Annotated in this window: 18 protein-coding genes; 10 read left to right on the forward strand and 8 right to left on the reverse strand. The window is 56.7% G+C overall.

The annotated features are described in order from the left end of the window. Positions 1 to 2: 2 nt before the first annotated feature. Entirely contained in the window at positions 3 to 155 is a 153-nt protein-coding gene (locus Q0903_RS15145; RefSeq protein ID WP_299029914.1) for a hypothetical protein, read from the reverse strand. Positions 156 to 232: 77 nt separating this feature from the next. Here Q0903_RS15145 and Q0903_RS15150 point away from each other — a divergent pair, with 77 nt between their 5' ends. Both Q0903_RS15150 and aroB read left to right on the forward strand, forming a co-directional pair. After that, complete coding sequence (locus Q0903_RS15150; RefSeq protein WP_299029917.1) at positions 233 to 829, forward strand: shikimate kinase; 597 nt, start codon at positions 233 to 235, stop codon at positions 827 to 829. Further along, positions 822 to 1,934 (forward strand): 3-dehydroquinate synthase, encoded by a 1,113-nt coding sequence (gene aroB / locus Q0903_RS15155; protein WP_299416813.1) that lies wholly within the window; start codon positions 822 to 824, stop codon positions 1,932 to 1,934. Before Q0903_RS15150 ends, aroB begins: the two co-directional genes overlap by 8 nt. Positions 1,935 to 1,953: 19 nt before the next feature. On the opposite strand, the gene Q0903_RS15160 is transcribed toward aroB, so the two are convergent. Next, on the reverse strand, positions 1,954 to 2,259 hold the full coding sequence (locus Q0903_RS15160; RefSeq protein WP_299029923.1) for a hypothetical protein: 306 nt from the start codon (positions 2,257 to 2,259) through the stop codon (positions 1,954 to 1,956). Positions 2,260 to 2,268: 9 nt separating this feature from the next. Beyond that, a complete protein-coding gene (gene ssb / locus Q0903_RS15165) occupies positions 2,269 to 2,802 on the reverse strand; it encodes a single-stranded DNA-binding protein (RefSeq protein WP_299416815.1) in 534 nt (177 codons plus the stop codon). Positions 2,803 to 3,009: 207 nt separating this feature from the next. Here ssb and Q0903_RS15170 point away from each other — a divergent pair, with 207 nt between their 5' ends. After that, positions 3,010 to 3,612 (forward strand): lytic transglycosylase domain-containing protein, encoded by a 603-nt coding sequence (locus Q0903_RS15170; RefSeq protein WP_299416817.1) that lies wholly within the window; start codon positions 3,010 to 3,012, stop codon positions 3,610 to 3,612. A 219-nt stretch (positions 3,613 to 3,831) separates the two neighbouring features. Further along, positions 3,832 to 4,248: a hypothetical protein gene (locus Q0903_RS15175; protein ID WP_299029929.1), complete on the forward strand. Its 417-nt coding sequence runs from the start codon at positions 3,832 to 3,834 to the stop codon at positions 4,246 to 4,248. A gap of 78 nt (positions 4,249 to 4,326) precedes the next feature. Here the strand turns inward: Q0903_RS15175 and Q0903_RS15180 are convergent, their stop codons facing one another. From Q0903_RS15180 to miaA, 5 genes are all read right to left on the reverse strand, one after another. Beyond that, positions 4,327 to 6,420, reverse strand: a complete 2,094-nt coding sequence (locus tag Q0903_RS15180) for an ABC transporter ATP-binding protein (protein WP_299416820.1) — start codon at positions 6,418 to 6,420, stop codon at positions 4,327 to 4,329. Between the two features lie 102 nt (positions 6,421 to 6,522). After that, positions 6,523 to 7,989, reverse strand: coding sequence for an ABC transporter permease (locus Q0903_RS15185; protein ID WP_299029937.1), 1,467 nt, complete (start codon positions 7,987 to 7,989; stop codon positions 6,523 to 6,525). A 14-nt stretch (positions 7,990 to 8,003) separates the two neighbouring features. Beyond that, on the reverse strand, positions 8,004 to 9,050 hold the full coding sequence (locus Q0903_RS15190; RefSeq protein ID WP_299416822.1) for an ABC transporter permease: 1,047 nt from the start codon (positions 9,048 to 9,050) through the stop codon (positions 8,004 to 8,006). Positions 9,051 to 9,349: 299 nt separating this feature from the next. Next, positions 9,350 to 10,201 carry an AraC family transcriptional regulator gene (locus tag Q0903_RS15195; RefSeq protein ID WP_299416824.1) on the reverse strand — a complete coding sequence of 284 codons (852 nt, stop codon included), beginning with the start codon at positions 10,199 to 10,201 and terminating at the stop codon, positions 9,350 to 9,352. Positions 10,202 to 10,330: 129 nt separating this feature from the next. Continuing rightward, positions 10,331 to 11,212, reverse strand: coding sequence for a tRNA (adenosine(37)-N6)-dimethylallyltransferase MiaA (gene miaA / locus Q0903_RS15200; RefSeq protein WP_299416826.1), 882 nt, complete (start codon positions 11,210 to 11,212; stop codon positions 10,331 to 10,333). A gap of 106 nt (positions 11,213 to 11,318) precedes the next feature. Between miaA and pyrH the strand changes: the two genes are divergently transcribed. The 6 genes from pyrH to dxr all read left to right on the forward strand — a co-directional run bounded on the left by pyrH (position 11,319) and on the right by dxr (position 15,889). Next, complete coding sequence (pyrH, locus tag Q0903_RS15205; RefSeq protein WP_299029948.1) at positions 11,319 to 12,044, forward strand: UMP kinase; 726 nt, start codon at positions 11,319 to 11,321, stop codon at positions 12,042 to 12,044. Positions 12,045 to 12,103: 59 nt separating this feature from the next. Next, positions 12,104 to 12,352 (forward strand): hypothetical protein, encoded by a 249-nt coding sequence (locus tag Q0903_RS15210; protein WP_299029950.1) that lies wholly within the window; start codon positions 12,104 to 12,106, stop codon positions 12,350 to 12,352. 143 nt (positions 12,353 to 12,495) lie between these two features. Beyond that, positions 12,496 to 13,062 (forward strand): ribosome recycling factor, encoded by a 567-nt coding sequence (gene frr, locus Q0903_RS15215; protein ID WP_299416828.1) that lies wholly within the window; start codon positions 12,496 to 12,498, stop codon positions 13,060 to 13,062. 87 nt (positions 13,063 to 13,149) lie between these two features. Next, entirely contained in the window at positions 13,150 to 13,902 is a 753-nt protein-coding gene (gene uppS / locus Q0903_RS15220) for a polyprenyl diphosphate synthase (protein ID WP_299029953.1), read from the forward strand. A gap of 18 nt (positions 13,903 to 13,920) precedes the next feature. After that, complete coding sequence (locus tag Q0903_RS15225) at positions 13,921 to 14,712, forward strand: phosphatidate cytidylyltransferase (protein ID WP_299416831.1); 792 nt, start codon at positions 13,921 to 13,923, stop codon at positions 14,710 to 14,712. 4 nt (positions 14,713 to 14,716) lie between these two features. Further along, positions 14,717 to 15,889 (forward strand): 1-deoxy-D-xylulose-5-phosphate reductoisomerase, encoded by a 1,173-nt coding sequence (gene dxr / locus Q0903_RS15230; protein ID WP_299416833.1) that lies wholly within the window; start codon positions 14,717 to 14,719, stop codon positions 15,887 to 15,889. Positions 15,890 to 15,924 lie beyond the last annotated feature (35 nt).

Here is a 15,924-nt window from a genome sequence, read left to right on the forward strand (position 1 = left end):
CGCTACTGGCCCTCCAGCGTAACGGGCATGCGTATTTCCTCGGTGGGCGGGGCAAAATCAATGCCCAGTTCCGGCCCGACATAGGCAAAGCCCACAAGCCCGATGAATCCGAGAATCGCAAGGATAAACAGAAGCTTGAATAGTTTGCCTAACATAAGTGCCTGCCTGATTTGCCATTATTTTCACAAACTATATATGGCCTTTTCGGTAAGATCACGTCATTCAGAGAGAAATGCGTGAAATTGATCCTCCCACGGCTGACATCCGCCGACAGACCCCGCCATACCGTTTGAAAAAAACGGTAGCTTTGGTGGGTATGATGGGTGCGGGCAAGACGGCTGTGGGCCGTGCCGTGGCCCTTAAACTGGGGGTGCCGTTTCTCGATAGTGATGCCGAGATAGAAGCAGCGGCGAACCAATCGGTCCCCGAGATATTCCAGCGCGACGGCGAGGTGTTTTTCCGCAAACGCGAGACCGAAGTGATACGGCGGTTGCTGGAAACCCAAAGTGGTATTCTCTCCACTGGCGGTGGTGCCTATCTGGCAGAAATAAACCGCGACAATATCCGCCAAAAAGGTGTGGCGCTGTGGCTGGATGCGGATCTGGACCTGTTGTGGAGCCGTGTGCGCCATAAAGACACCCGCCCGTTGCTGCGTACAGCCAACCCCCGCGCCACGCTTGGTGCGATATTTGACGCGCGGACCCCAATTTATAGGCTGGCCGAGCTGCGTGTGGCCTGTGGAGACAACCTGTCGATAGATGCAATGGCCGAGCGTGTGATCGAGACATTGCTGACACGTAATGATGTTTTGGAGCGTCTGGATGCTTGAGCGAGTGCATGTGCCCCTGCCTGGGCGCGCTTATGATGTGATGATCGGGCCAGGCCTGTTGGATGTTGCGGGCAAGCACATCGCGCCGCTATTACGTCGCCCGCGTGTGGCCGTGATCAGTGACGAAACGGTTGCAGGGCTGCATCTGGAGACGTTGCGCGCGGGATTGGCCGCAGACGGCATCGAAATGCAGGCGCTGATTTTGCCCGCTGGCGAGGCGACGAAATGCTGGGCCGAACTCACCCGTTGTGTAGAATGGCTTTTGGACCAACAGGTTGAGCGGGGCGATGTGGTCGTGGCCTTCGGCGGCGGCGTGATTGGGGATCTGGTGGGGTTTGCGGCTGCGGTGTTGCGCCGTGGGGTGCGGTTTGTCCAGATACCCACATCACTTCTGGCACAGGTCGACAGCTCGGTCGGGGGTAAGACGGGCATCAATACGCGGCACGGTAAGAACCTTGTGGGGGCGTTTCACCAGCCCTCGATGGTGCTGGCGGATACATCCGTTTTGGGTACGCTCAAGCCGCGCGACTTTTTGGCGGGGTATGGCGAGGTTGTGAAATACGGCCTGTTGGGTGATGCCGCGTTCTTTGACTGGCTAGAGGTGCAAGGCACTGCATTGGCGGCAGGCGATGGCCCTGCGCGTGTCGAGGCGGTGCGCCGCGCGGTGCAGATGAAGGCGGATATTGTTGTGCGCGACGAGACAGAGCAGGGCGAGCGCGCGCTGCTCAACCTTGGCCATACGTTTGGCCACGCTCTGGAAGCGGCGACAGGATACAGCAACCGCTTGCTGCATGGAGAAGGCGTTTCCATCGGCTGCGCGCTTGCGTTCGAGTTGTCATCGCGCATGGGCCTTTGTGCACAAGAAGCACCAAGCCGTCTGCGCGCGCACTTGCGTGAGATGGGAATGAAGGTCGATCTGGCCGACATTGAGGGTGATTTGCCTGATGCGGAGAGTTTACTGGCGCTTATGGGACAGGACAAAAAGGTAGTCGAAGGCCAGCTGCGGTTTATCCTTGCGCGCGGAATTGGCGAGGCCTTTGTGACAGGCGATGTGGTGCGCGACGATGTCTTGGCAGTGTTGTCCGATGCCTTGGCGCAACGGTAGCGCCATCACAGGCTAGAGTTCAGTCCATCGGCGGGTTGAGGTCGATGTTCCATTTTTTGCAGAACCATAGAAAAAACGGACCCTCAACCAATGCCGCGGCAAGGAGCGTGAACACCCACCATGGCACATCAAACAACAACAGCGAGAACACTGTGCCTGTGCCGTAGTAGACCCACCCGACGGCAAGCAGCAAAAGTGCCGACAAGATAACGTCCAGCATTACCATCTTGCCCAGTGTTTTTTCCGGCAAGCGGGGATAGAGAGCGGTGTAGGCAAAAGCAATCGCTGCTGCCGACACCAGAAAGACCTTGATCTCGGGCGTCATAGGGGTGCCCTAGAACGGGATTTCATCATCCAGATCACGGCCGCCACCGCCGCCGGCAGGCTGGCCGCCGCCGCCGCCCGAGCTTCCGCCATAGCCGCCACCCTGATCGTAACCGCCACCGCCTTGGTCGTAACCGCCGCCGCCTTGGTCATAGCCGCCGCCACCGCCCATGCCGCCGCCGCCGCCGCCATCGCGACCGTCAAGCATGGTCAGCGTGCCGCCATAGTTGCGCAAGACTACTTCTGTCGAGTAGCGATCCGCACCGGACTGGTCTTGCCATTTGCGCGTTTCCAGCTGGCCCTCGATATATACTTTTGAGCCTTTTTTGAGATACTGTTCGACGATCCGGACTAACCCCTCATTAAAAATCGCGACTGTGTGCCACTCGGTCTTTTCTTTACGCTCGCCAGTGTTGCGGTCTTTCCATGTTTCCGAGGTTGCAATGCGCAGGTTGCACACCTTGCCCCCATTCTGAAAGCTGCGCACTTCGGGGTCACGCCCCAGATTGCCGATAAGGATAACTTTGTTTACTGAGCCGGCCATGCTGCTCTCCCGCGTTGGTGTATATGTGTCAAATGCTGCGACCGTGCCGAATCCCGCAAGGCCGTTTCCGCCGTTCTTATAACGGGATCACGGGGCGGGGACACGTGGTTTATCGGGCCTGTGCCGACTGCGTCGATCAAGGTCTGGTCACGGCTGCATTGTCTGGTATAGTGCGTGAAAATCACGATCTTGCGGGCGGGGGCCAGTATGCGCATAGCAGTAGTAGCATTGGTTGCAGGAGCGATCGGTCTGGGCGCGCCTGTTTCAGCCGATATTTTCTCCTCCAAAAACCGCTCCAAGCTCTTTGCCTCGCAGAAGAAACTTCTCGATACCCGCGCCACAAAACAATATCACGGCTCTGCCCGCTTGCAGCCGCCCAAGGTCGTAACGCCGACCAAATGGGACGATGGAAGTGGTGAAAAGGTCAAGAAGTATAGAGGGCGTTACAAAGGGCCGTTTTTGGCGATGGCCCGCGCAGCAGCGGACAAACACGGAATTCCGCAAGATTTATTCCTGCGTCTTGTCCATCAGGAAAGCCGTTGGAACCACAAGGCTGTCAGCCATGCAGGCGCCATTGGTCTTGCCCAATTAATGCCTGGCACTGCGGCTTTGCTGCGCGTTGATCCGACCAAACCTGCCGAGAACCTTGAAGGGGGCGCACGATACCTGCGTCAACAATACGATACTTTTGGCACGTGGCGCCTGGCGCTAGCAGCATACAATGCAGGCCCCGGAGCCGTTAAGAAGTATGGCGGGATTCCACCATTTCGCGAGACTAAGAACTACGTTCGCATAATTACGGGCAGCTAATTTGCGTTAAATTTACCTTCCCTAAGGCTAACCTTGCGTCAACTTGGTGACCCGCCGCTGCGGATCGCCTATCCGTAACCATTTGAGAAGTATACATTTTATTCCATTGTGTTGAAAGTTGTATCGTTCCGCCAAATTCGTAGCCCTGTTTTGCCCAAATGTGGCCCCATTAACCGACAATACGTTAACCAGTAACGAGTTTGGACGAGAGTTAGTAACATGAGCCATGATATCTTTAACCAGCGCATTGCACGTATCAACAACCACGCTGGCTATGGCCGCGCCGAAATGGCGACAGGCGAAGGCACGGCAACCTCCATGTTTAGTTCTCCCTCAGTAGCAAGTCAGACCCCCACGGCGCGCCGAAACATCAAACCAATGTTGATGGGCGCCGTGTTGGGGATGATCGCAGGCACAATCGCCGCTGGTCTGGAAAACCCCGCTATGCCTTGGGGCCCGGGTTTTGAATACAACGAGATGATCATTATTCCGACCCTCATCGCCCTGTGCGCAGGTCCGGTCATGGCAATTGCGGGCGCAACGATGCGCAGTCGTTTCCCCTCATTCTTTTTCTTTGCCGCCGCATATTTCCCATGCGTGATCGCAATGGCACTGTTGGAGCTGCCATTGTTCTAAGACGTATCGTGTTTACAAAATAAAGAAGGGCGGTCCATTTCGGGGCCGCCCTTTGTTGTTTTGCACAAGCTGGTTACACTATTCCGCAGCAACGTCACCCATCTCGATGACAGGCTCCATGCCGTCGAATTCCTCTTGGGACAAGTGGCATTTGACCTGATGATCGCCCTCCAGCATCCGCACAGGCGGCACTTCTTTCTCGCAAAGATTGCCCGGTACTTTGCTTTTCCAGCGGCAGCGCGTCTGGAAGGGGCAGCCCGACGGCGGGTTCATCGCAGAAGGGATATCGCCCTCCAGCACGATGTGCTTTTTCTTTACACGTGTGTCCGCAATGGGAACGGCTGACAGCAGAGCTTCGGTATAGGGATGATACGGGGGGCTAAACACCTGATCAGTTGTACCAAGCTCGACCACATGGCCCAAATACATCACCATCACGCGATCAGACAGGTAACGGACAATTGACAGATCATGCGAGATAAACAGCAACGTGGTCTTTTGTTCGCGCTGGATTTCCATCAGCAGATCGGTCACGGCGGCCTGCACCGAAACGTCGAGCGCCGAGACAGGCTCATCCGCGACAACAATTCGTGCGTCCCCCGCAAAGGCCCGCGCAATTCCCACACGTTGCTTTTGCCCACCGGACAGCTGGCGTGGCATGCGCGTGGCAAACTCGCGCGGCAGCTTCACCAGATCAAGCAGTTCAAGCATTCGGTCCCACCGCTCTTTCTCGTTCTTGCCGATCTTGAAGATTTCCAGCGCGCGCACAATTTGTCTGCCCACGGTCATAGAGGGGTTGAGCGTATCAAACGGGTTTTGGAAGACCATTTGTATATCAGCCACGTTTTGTGTTGTCCGTTCCTCAATAGGGACGTCACCAATGCTCTGATTATCCAGCAAAATAGTCCCGTCAGTTGCGGTCTCCAGACCCATCAGCACTTTGGCAAAGGTGGATTTGCCACAGCCTGATTCCCCTACGATGGCCAATGTTTCGCTTTCACGCGCCTCAAAGCTCAGGGTTTCGTTGGCTTTCACAACCTTTGTATCGCCCCCGCCAAACATGGCATTAGCCGCGACCTGATAGTATTTCTTGAGGTTGTCCATTTTCAGGACAACATCCCCGATTTCACCCTTGGTCTTGACCTCGGCCAGCTCCAGTGGCGCATTCCAGTCGATCTCGTCAAATTTCACACAGCGGGTGGCATGGCGATTGTTGCCAGGCACGTCCTTCATCGTAATATCGCCCTGATCGCAGCGGCCTGCTTCGAAATAATCGCAGCGCGGCCCAAAGTTGCAGCCTTTTGGGCGCTCATGGGGCAGGGGGAAGTTTCCCGGAATGGCAATCAAGGGGCGCGCGTTCTTGTCTGCACCGGGCAGCGGGATGGAACGGAACAGCGCCTGCGTGTAAGGGTGCTGCATGGTGTCAAAGACATCTTCGATGCTGCCCCGCTCTACGGCTTCGCCCGAATACATCACGCAAATGCGGTCACAGGTCTCCAGTACAAGACCAAGATTGTGTGAGATAAACAGCATGGAGGTGCCGTATTTCTTGCCCAGGTCCTTGACCAATTCGACAACCGCCGCCTCGACTGTCACGTCCAGCGCGGTTGTCGGCTCATCCAGAATAAGCAACGAAGGCTCGCTCATCAAAGCCATGGCGATCACGATGCGCTGTTGTTGCCCGCCTGACAGCTGGTGCGGATAGGCTTCCAGAATACGCTTGGGATCGGGCAGCTTTACATCTGTTACCACTTGCAACGCACGCTCATAGGCCTCCTTTTCGGACATGCCTGCGTGGATCATGGGCACTTCAGCCAGTTGTTTGCCAATCTTCATGGCAGGGTTCAGCGAGGCCATAGGCTCCTGATAAATCATCGCAATCTCCGAGCCACGGATTTTGCGTAAATCGCCATCGCTCATCTCGCCCAGATCTTGCCCTTTAAACTTGATCGAGCCGCCAACGATGCGTCCGTTCTTGCCAAGGTCCTGCATCACGCCCAGCGCCACGGTTGATTTCCCGCATCCGCTCTCGCCCACAAGGCCTACTGCCTCACCAGGTTTGACCGAGACAGAGAAATCCATCACCGCAGGAATTTCGCGAAGTCGTGTGAAGAATGAAATCGACAGCTTGTCGATCTCCAGAATAGGACCATCATAATCGGTCTTTGGCATCTTGGTCTCCTTTGCCAGATCAACGCGCTATTGCGCATATTTTTCTTGGCCATAAATCCTCCGGGGTCCGGGGCAGAGCCCCGAACGCCCGCTCAAATCATATCAATCCCGCAGACTTTCTTCGCGCAGACCATCGGCCAGCAGGTTCAAGCCCAGTACAAGCGTCAGCAATGATACCGCAGGTGCAATCGCCGCGTGCGGATAGATAGACAGCAAGCGCCGCCCTGCATTGATCGTGGTTCCCCAGTCGGGGCTTTCCGAGGCTAGACCCAGTCCGAAGAAACCCAAAGTTCCCAAAAGGATGGTGGTATAGCCGATACGCAGACAGAAATCGACGATCAGCGGCCCGCGTGCGTTGGGCAGAATTTCCCACAACATGATGTACCAAGGCCCTTCACCGCGTGTCTGTGCAGCGGCGACGTAATCGCGGGTTTTGATATCCAGCGCGAGGCCGCGCACGATACGAAACACCGTAGGCGCGTTCACAAAGACAACGGACACGAAAACAACCAGCAGATTGGGATCAATGTCGAACCCGTCCAGTGCCGCAGGCAAGCCGGGTATCGTATAGGTCGGCGTTGCGACAACTGCACCATCCGTGCTGACCAGCGACAGATAAAGCCACGCACCAATTCCTAGCACGACGATAAGCAAGGGTGTGCGCAGGCTTGGTTGGGTGTAAAAGCGCGAGTTGAGCAAGATCGCCAGAAACACCAGCGGAAACACGAACAGAACCAGCGCCATATAATTGGGAATACCCGTAAGCACGATTTCGGGTGTGACCAGCAGATAGAACAGCAAGATAACCGGAAACGCGAGGATCAGGTTGGCCAGAAAGGACAGGACTGTATCCAGCCGCCCGCCGTAATAGCCCGCAGGCAGACCCAGTGTGATGCCCACCATGAACGCAAACAACGTCGCAAAGGGGGCAATCTTGACCACGACCCACGCACCGTCAAACAAGCGGCTGAAGACGTCACGGGCAAGGTTGTCCCCGCCCAACAAGAACCACATATACTCGCCGTCCTCGGCACCGCGCAGGGGCGTGCCGGGGTTTTTGTTTTTCATACCAGAATACTGGCTCAGGGTATCATGCGTGGTGATCATATCCAGCACCCCGCCAAAAAATCCTGCATAGACCCAGAACATCACAAGGCCAAAGCCGATCATGCCCACGGTACTGTCAAACAGCTTGCCGTATAGCCCGAGCTTGCGCTTGAAGGTAATCGACAAGGCATAAGTGACGGTAAGCGCGATCCAGACGGGCAACAGCTGTTGGGCCATCCCGCCAATGATGCCTGCATCTGTTCCCATAAAGATACCCGCCAGCACATACAGAAGAATAATGGCGATAGTCGCCAGCAGCCCGTACTGTACGATCATCCCGATAAAGCCAGAAACGCCCTTATCTGCAGACATTGTGCCATCGGCATAGACGGCACGGCCACCATCCGAGGGTGCAAAACTGACGAGGATCTGAGCGATGATTGAAATCACCAATACAGCCACGGCCAAAGCGAGGAAAAGATTAAGCGGCGAAAGCGCGCCTGTCCAAGTAAGTTGTTCCATATCTCTGCCCTCCCTTATGAAATGCGAATGCGTGGATTGAGGAAGACATAGCCGATGTCCGATATCAGCTGTGTCAGCAACACAACGACAACCGACACGACCGAGACAGCCAAGAGCAGCTCAATGTCGTTATTGCCTGCCGCCTGTACCAATACCCAGCCGAAGCCCTTGTAGTTGAACAGGGTTTCAACAATTACCACACCATTCAGCAGCCACGGGATCTGCAACATGATCACCGTAAAAGGAGCTATGAGCGCGTTGCGCAATGCGTGTTTCATCACGATGTTACCAAAGCTCACCCCTTTTAGGCGGGCAGTGCGGATATACTGGGCGGTCATCACCTCGGTCATGCTGGCCCGCGTCATCCGCGCGATATATCCCATCCCGTAAAGCGAGATGGTCAATACCGGCAGAAAGAAGTTCTCGAAATTGGCGTTTTCCATCGCCGAGGTGGCCGAGCCTTTGAACCACTTGAGCCCGAAGGCCGAAGAAGCAAAGACCGCAATAAAGATAACACCAGAGACGTATTCAGGCGTGGCCGTACTGACAATCGAGACAGTCGAGAGGGATCGGTCCACTTTGGAGCCTTCCTTCATCCCGGCAAGCACGCCGATTGTCAGGGCCATGGGCACCATCAGCACAAGCACCCAGAACATCAGCTTTCCTGTCAGGCCCAGCCGCGTGGCCACGATGCTGCCCACATCGTCCTTGAACACGGTTGATTGTCCCCAATCCCCTTGCAGGATGCCGCAAAAGCTGCGGCGCTCGTCTTGTGGGGTGTCCGAGCTGAAGCAGCGGCCAAAGGTCTCTCCACCCTCTTTTTCGGTCACCCAACCCGGTGCGACGCCCAGCCACTGCGCGAACTTGATCGGCAAAGGCTCAAGATAGCCGCGATCGCCCAGATAGGATGTCACGGCTTCGTCGCTCATGCGGAAGTTGCCTTGGGTTTTGGCAAGTTTTTCGAGGTTCGGATAAAGGTTCGTCAGCCAGAATACGATGAACGTCAGGCAAAGCGCCGTCAGCAGCATCACACCCAGACGTCTGAGAATGAATAGTCCCATGAATAGTAGCCCCTGTCGTTGGCTTAGAGCAGGTTGATCCCGCCCACGATGTTTCGGGCTTTTGCCCTTTTGATCAGGAAATTTGCGCGGCCAAAGCCGTCGTCCGTGCGCAGGCAGGTAAGCCCGCGTGCGATGTCATCTCCCCCTTGGGTCTGTTTGCCAGACCTTTTGATTTTTGAAGCGGTTCATACCAGCCCGCTTTCGGTCCCTATGAGGCACGAGTTAAGTTGGCACGTCAATGTCGCGGCGAGACAATTTGTCGTTAATTAGCGACAAGAAATGTCGCAAATGGCGGTTGCCTAGGCTGAAGCGCGTGATCGTGGGGTGTTGGTTCGCGGGTTTTGCGCGGCCTGCTGGCCTCCACGCGGTGCCTGGGCCCTCAGCTGACTGGGTGGTGCGCCTGCGTGTTGTTGCATAAAGCGTGTAAAATAGGCGGCGCTGCCAAACCCGAGATGTGCTGCGATGTTGCGGGCAGGGTGGGTCGTCTGCTCCAACAGACTGCGCGCGGCGTGCACTACCCGTTCGGTCAGCAGGTCCGCAGCGGTTTTACCTGTTGCTGCTTTTACTGCACGGCTCAGATGGGTGGGCGTGACGCCCAGCTCCGCCGCATAAAATGACACTGGCGCGCCAGAGGTGAAGTGTTTCGGGATCATTTGAACAAACCGGCGTGACAACCGCTCGCCCGCGCTGCGTGGACTGGGGATGTGTTCTTCCTCCATGATTTGGCGGCGCAGCCAGACTGACATGAGCGCCACATGCGCTTCTAGTGCGTCATGGGCGAGGGGACGTGTCTGTGACTGTTCCCTTTGGGCAGCTTCGATCAACGCGCCAAGCTCTGCCTGTACATGCACATCGCGCACCCGCAGATGGCGTGGCATATCAGGCAGACGCAGCGGTGTGCCAACAGGGATCGTAACGACCTGACCCAGTGTTTGGGGGCTGATGTCTATGGCAAAGAGTGTCTGTGCCGGTACAAATACGGCGTTATGCGTACCAAGGCCGCGTCTGCGTCCGTCCATCAGGATGCGGCCCTGCCCACGGGTGAACCACAGCAAAGTATGGTGCGCACGGTCATGGGCCAGCGCGAGACGCCAGCTTTGCCCGCCGCCGAATTGCGCAAGGGTCTGTATGCCAAGGTGCAGATCGCTCATCTCGCCTGTGGCTCCCGAACTAACATTGAAAGGAGTGTCACCTTACCGCGCCGCGCCGACATGAAAAACACCTTACGTAACACCTGCGGCGATAAAATGCCGCACTGCTCAATCAGCGATCATCCAAGATCATTCGGGCAGGTCCAATTTGTACCAATCGCCCATTTTGCTGCGTATCCAGGTGCGTTGACGTTTTGCGTAGCGCCGCGTGGCGATAACGGCGGCTTCGCGCGCGGCCTTCAGTGAAATATCGCCGCGTATATGCGCCATCAGTTCCGGCACACCGATGGCTTTGTGCGCGGGCAGCTGCGGGGTATAGCGGGGGGCGACAGCACGGACCTCATCCAGCGCGCCTTGGGCCAACATCGCGTCAAACCGTTGCTCTATGCGTGCGTTCAGCCAGTCCCGCTCGACCTGCAATGCGATGGGACAACAAGCATCAAGCGGCAACAAAGGCGGCGGTGTTTTGTCCTGCCACGCAGCCAGACCGCGCCCTGTAGCCTGCAAAACCTCCCATGCGCGCTGTACCCGCGCGCGATTGGACAGATCAAGCCCCGCCGCAGTTGCCGCATCCAACCCCGCGACCAAGCTGGCCAGAGTCATTTCATTGCCCGATGCCCGCACCTCGGCTGGTGTTTGTGGGATGTCAGCCAGACCTTCGGTGAGTGCGGTGAAGTTCAGCCCGGTTCCGCCCACAATGATCGGCCGTGCACCTGTTGCCAGCAAGTCTTTGACCTCGCGCAGCCAATGGCCCGTTGAATAAGGGGCATCGTCGGGCAAATGGCCGTATAGGTAATGTGGTGCCTGTGCCTCTTCCTCTGCGGAGGGGCGGGCAGAAATTACATGCCAACAGGCATAAACCTGACTGGCATCCGCGTTGATAATCACTCCACCGCGCGCTGCAATTTCCAGCGCTAGTGCGGATTTGCCCGAAGCGGTCGGTCCCGCGATCAGCACCGGACGCTCCGGCGGGATACTGTCCAGCAAGGCGGCGCGCTGCGATTGTGACATTTCTTTGCTCCTCTCGCCCTTGCTGCATTGAACCTGCCGCGTATTTGCGACATTTTGCATGCAATAGAAAGCCTCCCATCGCAACACCCCCCGAAAGGTCCTTCCCATGTCAGATACCCCGCAAACATCATTTAAACGGGTCATGCTCAAAATTTCGGGCGAGGCGCTGATGGGGGACAAGGGGTTCGGACTGAACCCGCCGACGGTTGAGCGGATCGCGAAAGAGGTCAAATCGGTCCATGATATGGGTGTCGAGATTTGCATGGTCATCGGTGGTGGTAATATTTTCCGCGGTTTGCAAGGCAGCGCGCAGGGCATGGAGCGGACCACGGCAGACTACATGGGAATGCTGGCCACTGTGATGAACGCGCTGGCAATGCAAAGCGCGCTGGAGGCCGAAGGCATCCATACCCGTGTGATCTCTGCCATTACCATGAACGAGGTGGCCGAGCCGTATATCCGCCGCCGCGCCGTTCGCCACCTTGAGAAAAAGCGCGTCTGCATCTTTGCCGCAGGCACGGGCAACCCTTATTTCACCACCGATACTGCTGCGACCCTGCGCGCCAACGAGATGTCCTGCGAGGCGATCTTCAAAGGCACCAAGGTGGATGGTGTCTATGACAAGGACCCCGAAAAGCACGACGATGCAAAACGCTATGACACGGTCAGCTATGACGACGTGCTGGCCAAACGTCTGGGTGTGATGGATGCAAGCGCCATTGCACTGGCGCGCGACAACAACCTGCCGATCATCGTCTTTTCTCTGGATGAGCCAGGCGGGTTCAAAGGCATCCTTGCAGGCGAGGGGACCTATACCCGCGTGCAGGGATAACGCCCTATTTCTGGCGTAATTGCGCAATATCAGCAGATTTTCTGAAAATGGAGGATCTGATGACACAAACCGATTTCAACAGCGCGCCCCAAGTCGAGGCATCCAGCAGCTTGGGTGCGCGGCTGGCTTTGCCCGTGGCTGTTTTTGCAGGTACGATTGCCATTAATCTGTTCGCCGCGACGGGTGCGGACGATATGTGCCGTGTTTGTCCGGTAACACCTGTGCAGGATGCTCTGCCATGGGCCGCTGGTGCGGCGCTGTTGGTCATCGTTTTACAGACACTCGGACGCGTGCGCGGCCAGCAGTGATACTGGCCGGGGTCTCGGCGGCGGCAAAGCGTACAGTAACGGCATCATGTCACTTAAAAGCGTGGTGCCGATAAACCTGCCTTTCCTTGTGCGGGCCAATGTTCTAAACCTCCGCGGTAACGATATTAACGACGAGGCACCCTATGTCTGAAGACTTCATGCTCGATACCGACGATCTTGAGCGGCGTATGACCGGGGCAATCGCCTCGCTGCGGACCGAATTTGCGTCTTTGCGCACGGGCCGCGGCTCGGCCTCTATGCTGGAACCGGTGATGGTTGACGCGTACGGGCAGATGACTCCGGTCAATCAGGTAGGCACGGTAAACGTGCCGGAACCACGGATGGTTACGATTAACGTCTGGGACAAGGGTCTGGTCGGCAAGGTCGAAAAGGCAATTCGTGAAAGTGGTCTGGGCATCAATCCGCAGTTGAATGGTACCATCATCATGCTGCCCATCCCCGAGCTGAACGAGGAGCGCCGCACACAACTAACCAAGGTTGCTGGTGGCTATGCCGAAAATGCGCGTGTCAGCATCCGCAACATCCGCCGTGACGGAATGGACCAGATCAAAAAGGCCAAGAACGATGGCGCGATGTCCGAGGACGACCAGAAAATCTGGGAAAGCGAAGTGCAGGACCTGACCAACAAGCAGATCAAGGCGATTGATGACCTGCTAGAGACGAAGCAAGCGGAAATCATGCAAGTTTAACAGGCTTTTGCCTTAATATGGGCGGATCACTGTCCTATCGGGAACACCCGAAGCAAATGACAGGCCCCCAACGATGCATAGACTAACATGATCAAACGCGCCAAAGCCCAGCCCGAACCATTGCCAGCCGCCACTCCCGGTGGGCCGCGCCATGTTGCAATCATTATGGACGGGAATGGTCGTTGGGCAACCCAGCGGGGACGCCCGCGACTGTTCGGTCACCATGCAGGGGCCAAGCGTGTGCGCGAAGTGGTTGAGGCCTGCCCTGATGTAGGGGTCGAGTATCTGACTATCTTTGCGTTTTCTACGGAGAACTGGAAGCGTACACAGGTTGAGGTTGCAGGCCTGATGAGTCTGTTTCGCCGCTATATTACCAAAGAAACCCGCGCCCTGAACGAGCGCGGTGTGCGCGTGCGCTTTATCGGGGATCGGGTGCGGCTGGACGACAAGCTGATCAAGCTCATGAACGATCTTGAAGAGATTACGTCGCAGAACACCAGCGTTAACCTGACCATTGCGATTAACTATGGTGGCCGTGACGAGGTGGCGCGCGCAACCAAGCGGTTGGCGCAAGATGTCTCCGAAGGGCGGCTTGATCCTGAGAATATAGATGAAGAAACGCTGCCAAAGTATTTGGATACTTATGTTTTGCCAGATCCTGACCTTGTAATCCGTACCAGCGGCGAGGCACGCATTTCCAACTTCCTGCTCTGGCAGTCGGCCTATGCGGAATATGAATTCATCGATACACTCTGGCCTGATTTCACGCGAATGGAGTTTGCGCGGCTCTGCGCCTCCTATGGCGGGCGGGACCGACGGTTTGGGGCGGTCAAAACCTGACGCAATCTGAGGTGGGGCATGGACGGTACGGAAAAATGGTCTGATTTAACGGTTCGCGTCGGCTCTGGCCTTGCGATGGTGCTGTTGGGTGCCTTCGGGATCTGGATGGGTGGGCATGTTTTCCATGTTCTGGTCGCTGTCATCTGCGGACTGATGGTTTGGGAGCTGGTAGGGATGCTGCGCCCCGACGGGGCTAATACGCAGCTCATGTTGGGCCTGCTCACGGGCGGGGCTGTGTTTTTGTCGGTGTACTTGCCCATTGGCTTTGCGTTGCCGTTGTTGCTTGCACCGGCGTTGGTGGGTTTTGGACAACTGACACGCAACCGCACGATCTATATGGCATTTACCGTGATGATCCTGATGTCAGGCTTTGGCATGATGCAGGTGCGCGACGACATGGGTCTGGGCTGGATGTTGTGGTTGGTCATTGTTGTCGTGGTAACCGATGTAGTGGGGTATTTTGCAGGCCGTACCTTTGGTGGCCCCAAGTTCTGGCCCGCTGTTAGTCCCAAAAAGACGTGGTCGGGCACTGGCGCCGGCTGGGTCGGTGCGGCACTGGTCGGGCTGGTGTTTTCGATAAACACTGGGGTTGGTTATCAGATAATTGGTATTTCGGTCGCAATATCAATGGCATCGCAGATGGGTGATATTGCAGAAAGTGGTATGAAGCGAAAAATGGGCGTCAAAGACAGCTCAAACCTGATCCCCGGTCACGGGGGCTTGATGGACCGGTTTGATGGTATGCTGGGGGCCTCCTTGTTTTTGCTTATCATAGGCCAGTTCATCGGCTTTCCGCCCGGATTGGGCTGAGCTGATGCGCAGGGTAAGTATATTCGGGGCGACCGGGTCTATCGGGCAAAATACGATTGATCTGATCAAGCGCGCACCGGATGAATATGACGTGGTGGCGCTGACAGGGGCCAGCAATATCGCGCAGCTTGCCGCAGATGCCCGCACGCTGAATGCCCAGATCGCCATTACCGCAGATGAGGCAAAGCTGCCCGTATTGCGTGCTGCACTTGATGGCTCGGGGATTGAGGCAGCAGCGGGGGCCGTGGCCATTGAAGAGGCAGCGCATCGCCCTGCGGACTGGATCATGTCTGCGATTGTGGGGGCAGCGGGCCTTGCACCTGGAATGGCTGCGCTGACGCAGGGGACAACGCTCGCTCTTGCCAATAAGGAATCACTGGTTTGTGCGGGTGAGTTGCTGCTTCAGACCGCGCGCAGTCATGGCGCCGAAATCCTGCCGGTGGACAGCGAACATTCTGCCGTTTTCCAAGCTCTTGTAGGAGAGCCGATGGAGGCAGTTGAGCGGATCATCATAACGGCCTCTGGCGGGGCGTTTCGCGACTGGCCGATCGGAGATCTGGCGGGGGCCACGCTGGATCAGGCATCCAGCCATCCGAATTGGGATATGGGCCAGCGGATCACTATTGATTCCGCATCCATGTTTAACAAAGCGATGGAAGTCATTGAAACACGGGAGTTCTTTGGCGTTGATCCTGACATGATCGAGGTTTTGATACACCCGCAAAGCATGATCCACGCGCTGGTCGGTTTCAATGACGGTGCTTTGATGGCCCATGTAGGGCCAGCCGATATGCGCCATGCCATCGGTTATGCGCTGCACCATCCCGCGCGGCGCACGCTGCCGGTCGAGCGGCTGGATCTGGCGGCCATTGGCACGTTCGAGTTTCGCGCCCCGGATGATATCCGCTGGCCCGCGCTGCGCATCGCGCGTGAGGTCATGGCGCGGGGCGGGCTGGCAGGCGCTGTGTTTAACGCAGCAAAAGAAACAGCGCTGGACGGGTTTATCGCAGGACACCTCAAATTTACCCAGATGTCAGATGTTGTCGCGAGCACATTGGAACACATGGATGCGTCGGGTGGTCATATTGATGCCACCATGACACTTGATAACGTGCTGCATACGGATCATTTGGCACGTCAGGCCGCATGGCAGGCAATCAAGACCTGTCAGGGCTAAATTCGGCAGCTATAGAAAAAGAGCAGGGTAGAGCA

It is taken from the genome of uncultured Sulfitobacter sp., from assembly GCF_947502895.1.
Lineage (GTDB): Bacteria > Pseudomonadota > Alphaproteobacteria > Rhodobacterales > Rhodobacteraceae > Sulfitobacter.

What these genes read in the sequence shown, in the direction of transcription:
- Q0903_RS15145 (WP_299029914.1), bottom strand. Translation starts at nt 155, where the DNA reads ATGTTAGGCAAACTATTCAAGCTTCTGTTTATCCTTGCGATTCTCGGA.
- Q0903_RS15150 (WP_299029917.1), top strand. Translation starts at nt 233, where the DNA reads ATGCGTGAAATTGATCCTCCCACGGCTGACATCCGCCGACAGACCCCG.
- aroB (WP_299416813.1), top strand. Translation starts at nt 822, where the DNA reads ATGCTTGAGCGAGTGCATGTGCCCCTGCCTGGGCGCGCTTATGATGTG.
- Q0903_RS15160 (WP_299029923.1), bottom strand. Translation starts at nt 2,259, where the DNA reads ATGACGCCCGAGATCAAGGTCTTTCTGGTGTCGGCAGCAGCGATTGCT.
- ssb (WP_299416815.1), bottom strand. Translation starts at nt 2,802, where the DNA reads ATGGCCGGCTCAGTAAACAAAGTTATCCTTATCGGCAATCTGGGGCGT.
- Q0903_RS15170 (WP_299416817.1), top strand. Translation starts at nt 3,010, where the DNA reads ATGCGCATAGCAGTAGTAGCATTGGTTGCAGGAGCGATCGGTCTGGGC.
- Q0903_RS15175 (WP_299029929.1), top strand. Translation starts at nt 3,832, where the DNA reads ATGAGCCATGATATCTTTAACCAGCGCATTGCACGTATCAACAACCAC.
- Q0903_RS15180 (WP_299416820.1), bottom strand. Translation starts at nt 6,420, where the DNA reads ATGCCAAAGACCGATTATGATGGTCCTATTCTGGAGATCGACAAGCTG.
- Q0903_RS15185 (WP_299029937.1), bottom strand. Translation starts at nt 7,989, where the DNA reads ATGGAACAACTTACTTGGACAGGCGCGCTTTCGCCGCTTAATCTTTTC.
- Q0903_RS15190 (WP_299416822.1), bottom strand. Translation starts at nt 9,050, where the DNA reads ATGGGACTATTCATTCTCAGACGTCTGGGTGTGATGCTGCTGACGGCG.
- Q0903_RS15195 (WP_299416824.1), bottom strand. Translation starts at nt 10,201, where the DNA reads ATGAGCGATCTGCACCTTGGCATACAGACCCTTGCGCAATTCGGCGGC.
- miaA (WP_299416826.1), bottom strand. Translation starts at nt 11,212, where the DNA reads ATGTCACAATCGCAGCGCGCCGCCTTGCTGGACAGTATCCCGCCGGAG.
- pyrH (WP_299029948.1), top strand. Translation starts at nt 11,319, where the DNA reads ATGTCAGATACCCCGCAAACATCATTTAAACGGGTCATGCTCAAAATT.
- Q0903_RS15210 (WP_299029950.1), top strand. Translation starts at nt 12,104, where the DNA reads ATGACACAAACCGATTTCAACAGCGCGCCCCAAGTCGAGGCATCCAGC.
- frr (WP_299416828.1), top strand. Translation starts at nt 12,496, where the DNA reads ATGTCTGAAGACTTCATGCTCGATACCGACGATCTTGAGCGGCGTATG.
- uppS (WP_299029953.1), top strand. Translation starts at nt 13,150, where the DNA reads ATGATCAAACGCGCCAAAGCCCAGCCCGAACCATTGCCAGCCGCCACT.
- Q0903_RS15225 (WP_299416831.1), top strand. Translation starts at nt 13,921, where the DNA reads ATGGACGGTACGGAAAAATGGTCTGATTTAACGGTTCGCGTCGGCTCT.
- dxr (WP_299416833.1), top strand. Translation starts at nt 14,717, where the DNA reads ATGCGCAGGGTAAGTATATTCGGGGCGACCGGGTCTATCGGGCAAAAT.